This window comes from Candidatus Thiopontia autotrophica (genome assembly GCA_014384675.1).
Lineage (GTDB): Bacteria > Pseudomonadota > Gammaproteobacteria.
The window spans coordinates 37,265-49,546 of the sequence record JACNFK010000024.1 but is presented as its reverse complement, the minus strand read 5'-3'; the positions used below and the strand labels follow the sequence as shown (position 1 = coordinate 49,546).

Genomic DNA, 12,282 nt, shown 5'->3' with positions numbered 1-12,282 from the left:
TCTATCACATAATCTATAGAACGCCTGAATAAACAGAACATAGTGGAGAGATATTGATGAAGAAAATTACGGCAATTGTGGCTGGGGTCGCATTTATTGGAATAGGAGTTAACGCCTCGGTATCAGCCGGTGGACAGGTTACCGATGTAAAGGACTGGAATACCGGTGAAGGTGAGCAGAGTGTTGCAATGACACTTACTCCTGACCGTGAGAATGGAATCGAGGTATACGAGGTCTGCTCTGCATGTCACCTTCTGGAGGGGTGGGGGATGCAGAACGGAACATTCCCCCAACTGGCAGGACAGCACAAAAATGTACTGATCAAACAGTTGGCAGATATTCGTGCCCTGAATCGTGATAACCCAACAATGTACCCTTTTGCCCTTCCTGAGTCGATTGGTGACGAGCAGGCAATTGCAGATGTAACCGACTACATCGCCAAACTGCCAATGAACCCGGACAATGGCAAGGGTGACGGAACAGATCTTGCCCGAGGCGAAGAGCTCTACAAGAAAAACTGCACACAGTGTCATGGTGACAATGGTGAGGGCAACCAGGAGAAGTTCTATCCCAAGATCCATGGGCAGCACTATGCCTATATGTTGCGTCAGTTCGAGTGGATTCGTGATGGCAAGCGCCGTAATGCCAACCCTGACATGGTCAAGCAGATTGCCGAATTCAGTGATGCAGATATGAAGGCGGTTATAGACTATACATCCCGTATCCCTGTACCTGCAGAGGATCTGGGGGCTGTTGGCTGGATCAACCCCGACTACGACTAATGTTTGATTCACCCTCCCCTACAGGAGGGTGAATCCAGATTTTCTCATGGAGGAGTGAGTAACGACGTATAGAACAAGACAGGGCAATAAAACCAGACAACAAAAGATATAAGGGTTTTTACAACATGAGCACTACCAGCACAAAACAGCACTTTATTATCGGCACCCTCTCCATGGTTGCCATCGGTCTGCTGATCTCCATCTTCTATAGCCCGGTTTGGTGGGTATCACTAAAGGCGCCGCAGTATCCAGAAGCTGCATTCCCTCAGGGGATTCGCATCCACTTCCACGTCAATGGTGTCTTTAATGGTTGCGAGAAAGTCGAGACCGAAGAGAAATTTGAGGAGGAGGCTCTCAACTGCAAACATGAGATGGACGCCATCAACCACTATGTGGGAATGTATCCAATTGCTGCCGGTGCCCCGGTAGAGCGTGCGGTATCTCCATTTGTATTTGTTTTGCTTGGGCTGATGATTATCGCCTTTGCCATACCCAATAATCGACAACGTATCATGCTGATGGGGGCTGGTTCCATTGTAATAGCTGGCTGGGCATACACCACCCTTTACACCGAAGGTGGATTGAATATGCAGTCTTCTCCCTATCGTGACGACTTGATGAGCACCATGCAACTAAATCCTGAAGAGATAGAGAGCTGGAGCGGAACCCAGGCTATCGAGGCGAGTTATGAAGAGGCCCTGGCACGCTACTTCCCAACCATTGGGGTGGATTGTGACAGTTATGCAGAAAAGATGACCTATGTTGACCTATATGCAACTCAGGAGCGTCCTTTTGAAGATCTGAATGATCTCCTGGTCAACGCTGGTGCGACCCCTGCCGTCATGTCCACCTTCCATGAAATGTACAAGATGATTCAGAGTGACTCATCCATGACTACCGAACAGCAACAGAGTGAATTTATGTCTCGTTGCGGGATTATGGCAGACAAGGTAGGAATGACTGATATTGAGCGTACCGAGCTAATTATGACCATTACCAATATTGTCTTTGGCGGACTGCTGGCTGCCATGGCACTGATTATAATTGGCCTCTGGAAGATGGAGAAAATCTTTACCTGGATACTGATTCTTGTTCCCATGGCACTGCCAATATTCTTTATTATGGATTACGCCGGATGGCTCTGGTGGTTTGGTCACAATCTGAGTGAGATGGGTGCATTTACTGTAAAACCATTTATGCCAACCGTATTTGGGGTTGGCAAGGTTGCCCAGTTTGCCACCTACTCATACCCAAATTATGGTTTTGGACTAATCATGCTCAACTCTGTAGTTCTGGCTGCAGTTGCACTGATTCGCCTGAAATCATCGCACAATTAAAACCGATCGATTTAGTCGAAGTCCGTAAACGTGAAACAAGTGATGGTGGAGAGCTGGAACCGACCTCATCTCACTACACGCTGGTTACTGTTAACAGCATTAACTGTAACTCTTTCTGTGATCATGCCTCAGTCTAAGGCTACAGATCTTCCCTCCTTTCAGGATCTTGTAGATGCCACCCCAAAGGGTGGTCTGTTGACACCACCAGCAGGAATATATGCTGGTCCCGTCACCATTGAGACCCCTATCACCATTGATGGAAAGAATGGGGTTACCATTGATGCAGGTGGAAAAGGAAGTGTAATTTACCTGGATACTGATGGAGCAACTCTACAGAATCTCCGCCTAATCAATTCTGGCGGTTCTCATAATGATGTAGATTCCGGGGTTCAGGTTAAGGGAGACTTTAATGTAGTGAAGGACAACTCCATAGAAGAGTGTCTGTTCGGGATCGACCTGAGCCAATCAAAGAACAACATTATTCGTCGCAACAAAATCAGCTCTAAAAGTGATCGGGCTCTTGGTCTTCAGGGGGACTCGGTCCGACTCTGGTATAGCTTTGATAACCAGGTCACCGATAACATTATTACCAACTCTCGAGATATGGTTGTCTGGTACTCGAAAGACAACACCATTGCTCGCAACAGATCATCCGGTGGACGCTATGCTCTCCACTTTATGTACTCACAGGGAAATCTGATTGAGGAGAATGAGTATACAGACAACTCTGTAGGTATATTCCTGATGTACAGTGATAGTGCAGTAATCAAAAACAACTATATAGCCCACTCTCAGGGGACAACAGGGATGGGGATAGGGCTCAAGGAGACCAGTGACGTTAAAATCACCGGCAACAAGATTCTATACTGTGCCACCGGCATCTATAGTGATGTATCCCCATACCAACCAGATACCATCAACCTGATGGAGGACAACCTGATTGCCTTTAATGGCATCGGTATGCTCTTCCATACCCCGTGGTGGGGAAATGTTGCGCGCAATAATAGCTTCAAGGACAACATCACGCAGGTGGCTGTCGATGGAAACGGCGGTGCCACCAAAAATGTGTGGGAAGGAAATCACTGGGATGACTATGAGGGATTTGATCAGAATAGTGACGGCACTGGAGATACGCCCTACGAGCTCTACGCCTATGCTGATCGACTCTGGATGGACCGCCCTGATGCCCGCTTCTTTATGGGAACACCACTTCTTGCATCACTTGATTTTCTTGAGCAGCTTGCCCCATTCTCTGAACCAACACTACTGTTGAGGGATGAAAAACCACTATTGGCATCCCTGGATAGCCGTATACTAAACAGTGAAAATCGTGTTGCCGAGACAACAGCAGAGCTGAACGATTTAATAGAGGAAGCTACAATTGAAGATGAAAAACAGGCCAAAAAGGATTGGTCATCATCACTAAGACTACTTGAGAATAGCCTGCAATGAGCGAATCAGAGAAGAGACCTAAGCGTCTATCAAGAAAAGAGAGGGAGCGTCGAGAGTTCATGAGAACCTCAGCCATGGTTGTTGGGGTTACAGGATTCTCATTACTTACCCTGCTACCCACAGTAAGCAATACTGCCCCTAGATTACGCCCCCCCGGCGCCCTCGATGAGAAGGAGTACCTGGCCTCCTGCATCAAGTGCGGGCAGTGTGTTCAGGTATGTCCGGTAGAGGCCATTGAGTTGGCAGATATTTTTGATGGCCAGGGTCAGGGGGCAGCCTATATTGATGCCCGTGACCAGGCTTGTGACTTCTCCTGTGATGGCTTGCAGTGTGTTCTGGCATGCCCAACCGGTGCACTGACCCATGAGATCAACTACTCCCATGAAACCAGGATGGGGATCGCGCGCCTTGAACTGCCAGATGAATGTCTTGCGATGAAAAAAGAGGGGTTCAGGGGGATTACCCGTGGGCCCGAGTACAACGGCAAGCTTCGCTTTGACGAGATTGACCGCTGGGAGCCACAACAACTTAATGAACAACATTTTGATCTGCCACTCTGTGATCTTTGCGTTCGCCTCTGTCCAATAGAGATACGGGCCAACCAGTGTGATGCAGGTAAACCACCGTCCGGAGACAAGAATCAGTGTCCTCCACACCGGGCAATCATGCTTTCCGTAGAGAAGAAGCCAGATGGTGGCCTGCGTTACCGCCCTACCGTGCTGGAGGGATGTGTAGGATGCGGAGTCTGCGAGATGGTCTGCCCAACTGCTGCTCCATCAATTGTCATAGATGAGAGAAAAGTGTGGGAGGATGTCGCATGAAGATCGGCAAGTATTGCGTCAACATAATGATGGGGAAAAGCCCCGCCAAAACTCCTCCTGAAAAAATTTCTGCCGCGGCGCAAGAGCTCCATGAGCGCAAGAGAAAAAATGGCGATATAGATAAGGTAAAGGCACGTGAAGAGCACCAGATATATCGTGAAACTCACAACAAAAAGTGGCGCAAAAGACGCTGGACCACTCTAATCCTGATTAACCTCCTTTTTGTCGTCTCCTATACGCTGGATATCCAGGTATTGGAGGGCGCACTAACTGCATCCCGTTTTCTTGGATTCCATATGGCTGACCTAAACTCAGCTCTGCAGGTGATGCTCGCCTTCAAGACAGTTGTAATCAACCTGCTTATTGGAACTGTCACTATCCTTATCCTCTGGCTATTATTGGGCGGACGCACCTTCTGCTCCTGGGTCTGCCCATACCATCTGCTCTCGGAATTTGCCGAGATGATCCATATTAAACTGGTTGAAAAGAAGATAATCAAAAACCATCTCTTTAACCGTAAGGCACGCCTCTACCTATATATCATCTTTATTGCCCTGGCACTTGGTACCGGTTACACGATTTTTGAGGCGATCTCCCCCACGGGAATTCTGAGTCGAGCACTGATTTATGGCCCTACAGTTGCGCTGCTCTGGGTACTGTTTCTGCTTACTGTAGAGATCCTCTACTCGCGCAGAGCCTGGTGTCGCTATGCCTGCCCTATCGGCCTTACCTATGGCTTTGTTGGTATCTTCTCCCCATTGAAGATCAACTACAATGTTGACGCCTGCCACCATGAAGGAGACTGCCGCAAGGTCTGTCTGGTTCCACATGTGCTGGAGTGGACAATCAAGGGACGTGCACCAGATGTGAATGTGGGCATAGGTCCCGACTGCACCAGGTGCGGCATGTGTGTAGATGTCTGTCCAACAGACTCTCTAAGCTACCACTTCAAAGGGCTGAGCAAGAAAAAATGATCATCTTGCAGGGGGTATCAAAGAGCTTCAGACGCACCACAGTTCTGCAGGAGCTTGATCTGGAGATCAAGACTGGTGACAGGGTTGCCCTTATCGGCTCCAATGGTGCCGGCAAGACAACTCTGATCCGCTGTCTGCTCGGTGAATACAGCTGCGATGGAGAGATCACCCTTGATGGCAAGAGCCCTCGCAAGGAGAGAAAAGAGGTTCTCTCACGGATAGGATTTGTACCCCAACTCCCTCCACCACTAAAGATGCCGGTTCAACAACTTCTCGATTTCTCTGCCAGTGTCTGTGGGTGCTCCACAGAAGAGATGGCATCAGTAGCTGAACAGTTGGGGCTCGGACTGGATACCATCAAAAAAAGGCCATTTGTAAAACTCTCTGGCGGGCAGAAACAGAAACTGCTGATTGCCATAGCGCTTGGGCGCCCTACCAATCTACTCATAATGGATGAGCCGGCTGCCAACCTTGATCCTGAGGCCAGACATATCCTCTTCTCCATGCTTGAGAAGAAGAGAAAAGAGACCGCAATGCTGATCTCCAGCCATCGACTTGATGAGGTTGCATCACTGGTAAACCGGGTGATTGAGCTGGATCGAGGCAAGGTAATTCTGGATGATCGAGTTGATGATAGTGTTGAGCTATCCAGCCTGCTCAACTGCACCATCAAGACCACTCGTATCGAACCAGCATTTTCTGCCGCCATCAGCTCATGGGGATTCAGCAACCAGGACTCTGAAACAGAGTGGACTGGAACTATTCCAGGACCAGATCGCCTCCGTTTTCTGGGAGTACTTTCACGCTATGCCGCCTTGCTGGCAACAGTCAATATCGAGGAGAGCAGACAGTGAGATGGGCAACCATAAACTCACTGAAGATGGCATCTCTGGCCCTATTGCTCTCTCTTGCTGGTTGTAGCGGTGATCCCGCAACAGGCCCGGTTGATGTCACCTGGGATCGCGACAATTGTGATCGTTGCATGATGGCACTTAGTGATCGCAACCACTCTGCCCAGATTCGTGGTGGCAAACACCATAAGCCATATACTTTTGATGATATAGGCTGTGCTCTACTCTGGCTCGAAGAGCAGCCATGGAGAGATGACCCAAAAACCGAGATATGGGTAAACAACTATCAAGATGGAGGGTGGCTAAACGCCAGAGAGGCACAATATGTAAAAGTTACCCATACCCCGATGAATTATGGCTTTAGTGCGCAACCCAAAGCCACTCAGGATTCAGTCGGCTTCCTGGAGATGAGAAGTTCTGTCTTCAGTCAGGAGGAGAGCTACTATGCCTCACTAAAGGCTCGTCTTGCCCACCGTGCCGAAGAGGCCAATCGCCCCAAACAGCCACAGGATGGTAGCAAACCATGAAGCACACCTTGATGACAGCAAAGGCAGATATCTCCGAGTCACTGCGTAGCAAGTGGTTCCTTATATATTCAATTGTCTTTGGGGGAATTATTGCCCTGCTATTTGCCTTTGGATTGACTGAATCCAGAATAATGGGGTTTGTCGGACTCTCCCGCCTCCTGATTACATACATTCAGCTATCAATGGCTATTCTCCCGATATTTATTCTGATAACCACAGTACGCTCTGTCGCCGGTGATCGTGATGCAGGAATCTTTGAGTACCTGCTCTCACTACCCATATCTCTCTCCTCATGGTTCTGGGGAAAGATGTTTGGTCGCTTTACCGTAGTCTTCCTTCCTGTTTTCCTTGCCATGGCAGGGGCAATTGCATGGGGAGTTATTCAGGATATGGAGATTCCATGGTCCATCTTCCTCTTCTACACAGCCATGCTCTTCTCTCTATCGTGGTGCTTCCTTGGTATTGGGATGCTAATCTCCACCATTGCCAGGTCACCAGATGTGGCTCAGGGTAGCGCCTTCATGATCTGGCTCTTCCTGCTACTGTTTCTGGATCTTATTCTGCTTGGCATAATGATTCAGCAACAGATCCCCTCGGATACTATTGTTGCCATCGCACTGAGCAACCCACTACAGGTTTTTCGTACCGCATCGATGCTGCTGTTTGATCCTCAGCTTGTTCTGCTCGGCCCCTCAGCCTATCTCATTCTCGACCATTTTGGCGAGTTCTGGTATCTGGTATGGGCTATGGCATACCCTCTTGTACTAGGTACAGTCGCTGCCTCTGTCGGATATATGCTGTTCCGCCGTGGTGATCAACTTTAGCAACTCTACCATCCTGAATACCTGCCATGGAAGGAATCAAACAGACATTCAGAGCAATGGCCATTGTGGTTGTATCAGGTATCTCATCTGCTGCAAATCTTGAGATTGGTGAGGAGATCAACGAGGTATGTGCAGGCTGTCATGGTGAATATGCCGAAGGGGGCAAGGAGGGAGAGTATCCCCGTCTAGCAGGACTGCCGGAAAAATACATTGCAGAGGAGCTACGTCGTTTCAAAAGTCGTGAACGTCTCAACCACCCCATGATTCCATACACCAAGGAGCGAGAGCTGCCGGAGGAGGATCTGCTGGATGTATCTGCATACCTCCCGACCATACAACTCTATTCAAAACTTCCGCCAATAGATGAAGAGAACTTTGATGCCTATGAACGTCTGCTACTAAGTAAGAAGCTACTCACCATACCCAGGCTCGAAGGTGATGTGAATGCAGGAGAAAAGCTCTACAACCAAGAGTGTGCAAGCTGTCATGGCCGTCATGGGGAGGGGAAACCTAAAAAGAGTATTCCTCTACTAACTGGACAATATAGTGCATATCTATTGAAACAGATCTTCGCCTACAGGGATGGCAACAGGGTTCATGACAATGAGGAGACAAATGAATCCCTCTTCAACGAGTATAGCGAGGAAGATATTCACAACCTGCTGGCCTATCTATCCATCCTGGATGATGATTAATTCACTCTTCATCCTCCCCTATCACTTGCCACTCAGGCATCCATGGGTAACTAGCCATGGAACCATCAACAATCGTGCAGGTTTTCTTGTAGAGATAAGTGAGCAGGATAGCGTAGCAGGGCTGGGAGATGCGGCACCTCTACCAGAGATGGGTAGCGAATCACTGGAACAGTGCCGCAAAACTCTGGAGCTATTAAAGGAAGAGGCAGACAACATCTCTGTCGATGACCTGCTGGCCAGACTTCCAGATCTACGCAACACCTCTCCTGCAGCCTGTTGTGGGGTAGAGTCTGCCCTGATTACAATACTGGCGAAAAGATGCGGCCTGACCCCAGGCAGCTGGATATCCCCCAATGCCACCAATAAAATCAGGGTCAACCACCCTGCCGGTACTCTTGCCAAAGCAACAGAACCAGTTGATGGTGAATCAGTTATAAAGGTAAAGGTTGGCCTGTCATCTATTGATGAAGAGGTTGCACAACTGTACAGCTTAGCTGCAACACTGCCACAGCACACTGAAATAAGGCTTGATGCAAACCAGGCATGGAGCATAACGGAAGCATCTCAATTTATCTCTGCCATTCAAGCGCTACCCATGCCCATAAATATAGAGTCTCTGGAAGAGCCACTTAAAAACCCCACCCTTGAGACTATTAATAAACTACAGAGAGAGACACCCTTCCCGCTGGCACTGGATGAATCAGTGTCTGACTTTGGGGTTGAGACATTACTAAAAAATGAACAGCTCCAGCGTGTTGTCCTTAAGCCTGCTCTGATGGGAGGACCATATACAACTTTCAAGATTGCCACTCAGTTTAAAGAGAGAGGGGTTGATGTCATCATCACCTCAGCACTGGAGAGTAGCGTGGGCATAATCTCGGCAGCATACTGTGCTGGAGCTGTTGACCCGGAACAGAGACATGCTCACGGGCTTGCAACCTCATCACTGCTAGCAGAAGATCTTATGTTGGCTCTACCGATAAAAAACGGGATACTGACCCTGCCATGAATAATTTTTTCTCCTACCCCCATAGAGTTCAACTTCACGAGATTGATGGCGCCGGCCTGCTCTTCTATGGAGAGCTCTTCAGGCTGACCCACAATGCCTATGAGGAGATGCTATTCAGCAACAACCTGCCTCTTCACAACATTATTCAACAGAGAGGAGAGGCCATCCCTCTGGTCCATGCCGATGCGGATTATCACCAACCGATAAAACTTGGTGAAACCCTTACCCTTACTATTCAGGTGACAGCCATTGGCAACCACTCATTTACCCTGAAAACCCTGACGCATGGTTTTGATGATGGCGGCAAGCCACAACTCAAGGCCACAGTTACAACTACCCATGTAACCACCTCTATTGATAGTGGAGAGAAGATACCCCTCCCTGATGCTCTCAGAGATATTTTGCAGAGATATGAGTGATATAGGTGCTATAAACCTGCAGTGGTCTGCCACCCTGATACAGGCTCTGGTGGATGGCGGCATAACCCACTTTGTTATCTCACCCGGTTCCAGATCAACTCCTCTGGCTCTTGCTGTAGCTCGTCACCCCGATACAAAATATTGGGTCATCGTAGATGAACGTGATGCAGCCTTCATGGCACTTGGACAGAGCAAAAAGAGAGAAGTCCCAACAGCTCTGATCTGCACCTCTGGAACTGCGGTTGCAAACTGGCTCCCTGCCGTTATTGAGGCATACCACTCATCCACCCCTCTTCTGCTACTCTCTGCAGATCGCCCACCAGAACTTCACAACTGTGGGGCCAACCAGACCATTGCCCAGAACAATATCTTTGGGGAACAGGTTAGTGCCAGATACACCACCCCTCCCCCGGATGAGATAGATGATCCAGTTACTCAGCTGACAGAGCTGGTTCCACAGATGATTGAGTCAATGGAGAATCCGGCACCGGGGCCCGTCCACCTGAATATCCCGTTTAGAGAACCACTTCTTGCCCGCAACAGCAAGCAGATCAAGTGGCACAATAGTGGCCTGCAATATGCCGCCAGGGACCATGCTGATAACACCATCCCTGTTATTGACTACCAGGAGATATGCCAGGAGGTCAGTGGCAAACCAGGGGTTATCTTGTGTGGAGAGTCACATTATCCCAAGGGCTTCAATACAGTACTGAACCAGCTTGCCGAGAGTCTTGGGGCTCCAGTTTTTGCAGACCCACTCTCCAACCTGCGCTGGGGAGATGACGACAATCAACTGTTCTTTACCCACTACGACGGAATCCTCCGTAATGAGAAGAACCGCAGGTTATGTCGTCCAGAGTGGGTTATCCAGTTTGGTCGTTTTCCGCTATCGAAAGCGGTAGCTACTCTGCTACAAGAGAGCCTGCCAAAACGCTACATCACCGTGCACCACAAAACTGTCTGGAGCGATCCACTATCACTATCCAATACAAAAATCTCTACCTCCCCTGCAACCTTCTGCCAACAGTTACTACAGTATGCAGACCCCAACCCTACAGACAATCTCCCCGCTTCGCCTTGCGGGTGTCCCTCTGGACGCCCACAGCCACAGGCTGGTAATAGCCATCTTCATACACTAAAAGAGAAGGAGCGGTTAGCGGCAGAATGGAGAAGCAACCCTGACGACCTGAGTGAAGATCAGGTAATCAGGACGCTAAACCGACAACTGCCTGGCGGCACCATTCTGTTTAGTGGAAACTCCATGGTGATCAGAGATATCGATGGTTGGATGACTCAAAGAGAGGAGCCTCTAAAACTGTTTGCAAATCGCGGGGCCAGCGGGATTGATGGCAACCTTGCCACCGTCTGTGGCATTCGTGCAGTTACAGACCCCGACACCCCTGTTGTTGCACTACTAGGTGACCTTACCCTCTTTCACAATCTGAACGCCCTCTATCTGGCAAAAGAGCTGGAGATGGATCTGACAATTATTGTGATCAATAATGGTGGCGGCAACATCTTCAGCCATCTTCCCCCAGCCCAGCTACCTGAATTTGAGTCACTTTGGCTAACCCCAACTACGGTAGAGTTCAAGAGAGTTGCCGCCCTCTATGATATCCCCTACAGAGAGGTAACAGATAGAGATGGCCTGGCACTATACCTGGATGAGGTGCTCCAACAGCCCCATCCCAAACTGATAGAATTGACCATTGATCGCAATATCAGCAACCGTAACCATCACCAATACTGGGAGTCACTACATTGATTGAGTGGATAAGAGATATCGATTCCAACTACCGGGATATCCTCTACGATAGTGCAGAGGGGATTGCCAAAATCACCATCAACCGTCCCCAGGTACATAACGCCTTCCGCCCGGAGACTGTAGAGGAGATGATAGATGCATTTCACCGCGCACATATGGACAGTGAGATAGGAGCCATTATCCTGACCGGTGCAGGAGAGAAGGCATTCTGCTCAGGTGGTGACCAGAAGATTCGTGGCGCTAGCGGCTACAAGGATGAGAGTGGTGGAGAGCATCTCAATGTACTCGACCTGCAGCGTCAGATACGTACCTTGCCAAAGCCGGTAGTGGCGATGGTAAATGGATACGCCATAGGTGGTGGCCATGTCCTCCATCTGATCTGTGATCTCTCCATCGCATCCGACAGTGCCATCTTTGGACAGACCGGCCCCAAGGTCGGAAGTTTTGATGCAGGTCTTGGAGCGGGTCTGTTGGCACGCACCGTAGGGATGAAAAAGGCAAAAGAGATCTGGTTTCTCTGTCGTCAATACAGTGCCGGGGAGGCACTGGATATGGGGCTAGTCAACCGTGTTGTCCCCGCTGACAAGCTGGAGGAGGAGAGCATCCGTTGGTGCCAGGAGATGTTGCAGCACAGTCCAACAGCACTACGTCTTCTCAAGGCTGGATTTAATGCAGATACCGATGGGCTTGCCGGAATTCAGGAGCTGGCAGGTAACGCCACTGCCCTCTTTTACATGTCAGACGAAGGACAGGAAGGCCGTAATGCCTTTAATGAAAAACGTCCGCCAGACTTCACAAAGCACAAGCGAAGAACCTAGTCCAGGTT

General features: G+C 49.3%; 13 protein-coding genes. All 13 read left to right on the top strand.

Annotation, left to right across the window (positions count from 1 at the left end):
* Positions 1-56: 56 nt before the first annotated feature.
* The 13 genes from H8D24_03865 to menB all read left to right on the top strand — a co-directional run bounded on the left by H8D24_03865 (position 57) and on the right by menB (position 12,274).
* Complete coding sequence (locus tag H8D24_03865) at positions 57-782, top strand: c-type cytochrome (protein MBC8519530.1); 726 nt, start codon at positions 57-59, stop codon at positions 780-782.
* 125 nt (positions 783-907) lie between these two features.
* Positions 908-2,119 (top strand): hypothetical protein, encoded by a 1,212-nt coding sequence (locus H8D24_03860; GenBank protein MBC8519529.1) that lies wholly within the window; start codon positions 908-910, stop codon positions 2,117-2,119.
* Positions 2,120-2,242: 123 nt separating this feature from the next.
* Entirely contained in the window at positions 2,243-3,571 is a 1,329-nt protein-coding gene (gene nosD / locus H8D24_03855) for a nitrous oxide reductase family maturation protein NosD (protein ID MBC8519528.1), read from the top strand.
* Positions 3,568-4,392, top strand: a complete 825-nt coding sequence (locus H8D24_03850; protein ID MBC8519527.1) for a 4Fe-4S binding protein — start codon at positions 3,568-3,570, stop codon at positions 4,390-4,392. The genes nosD and H8D24_03850 overlap by 4 nt, the downstream gene beginning before the upstream one ends.
* Positions 4,389-5,366: a NapH/MauN family ferredoxin-type protein gene (locus H8D24_03845; GenBank protein ID MBC8519526.1), complete on the top strand. Its 978-nt coding sequence runs from the start codon at positions 4,389-4,391 to the stop codon at positions 5,364-5,366. Before H8D24_03850 ends, H8D24_03845 begins: the two co-directional genes overlap by 4 nt.
* Positions 5,363-6,220 carry an ABC transporter ATP-binding protein gene (locus tag H8D24_03840; protein MBC8519525.1) on the top strand — a complete coding sequence of 286 codons (858 nt, stop codon included), beginning with the start codon at positions 5,363-5,365 and terminating at the stop codon, positions 6,218-6,220. Before H8D24_03845 ends, H8D24_03840 begins: the two co-directional genes overlap by 4 nt.
* Positions 6,217-6,744, top strand: coding sequence for a protein NosL (locus H8D24_03835; GenBank protein ID MBC8519524.1), 528 nt, complete (start codon positions 6,217-6,219; stop codon positions 6,742-6,744). The genes H8D24_03840 and H8D24_03835 overlap by 4 nt, the downstream gene beginning before the upstream one ends.
* Entirely contained in the window at positions 6,741-7,568 is an 828-nt protein-coding gene (locus H8D24_03830) for an ABC transporter permease subunit (protein MBC8519523.1), read from the top strand. Before H8D24_03835 ends, H8D24_03830 begins: the two co-directional genes overlap by 4 nt.
* 26 nt (positions 7,569-7,594) lie before the next feature.
* Positions 7,595-8,263: a c-type cytochrome gene (locus H8D24_03825; GenBank protein MBC8519522.1), complete on the top strand. Its 669-nt coding sequence runs from the start codon at positions 7,595-7,597 to the stop codon at positions 8,261-8,263.
* Positions 8,253-9,272, top strand: a complete 1,020-nt coding sequence (gene menC, locus H8D24_03820; GenBank protein ID MBC8519521.1) for an o-succinylbenzoate synthase — start codon at positions 8,253-8,255, stop codon at positions 9,270-9,272. The genes H8D24_03825 and menC overlap by 11 nt, the downstream gene beginning before the upstream one ends.
* Positions 9,269-9,691, top strand: a complete 423-nt coding sequence (locus tag H8D24_03815; GenBank protein ID MBC8519520.1) for an acyl-CoA thioesterase — start codon at positions 9,269-9,271, stop codon at positions 9,689-9,691. Before menC ends, H8D24_03815 begins: the two co-directional genes overlap by 4 nt.
* On the top strand, positions 9,684-11,456 hold the full coding sequence (gene menD, locus H8D24_03810; protein ID MBC8519519.1) for a 2-succinyl-5-enolpyruvyl-6-hydroxy-3-cyclohexene-1-carboxylic-acid synthase: 1,773 nt from the start codon (positions 9,684-9,686) through the stop codon (positions 11,454-11,456). The genes H8D24_03815 and menD overlap by 8 nt, the downstream gene beginning before the upstream one ends.
* Positions 11,453-12,274, top strand: coding sequence for a 1,4-dihydroxy-2-naphthoyl-CoA synthase (menB, locus tag H8D24_03805; GenBank protein ID MBC8519518.1), 822 nt, complete (start codon positions 11,453-11,455; stop codon positions 12,272-12,274). Before menD ends, menB begins: the two co-directional genes overlap by 4 nt.
* Positions 12,275-12,282 lie beyond the last annotated feature (8 nt).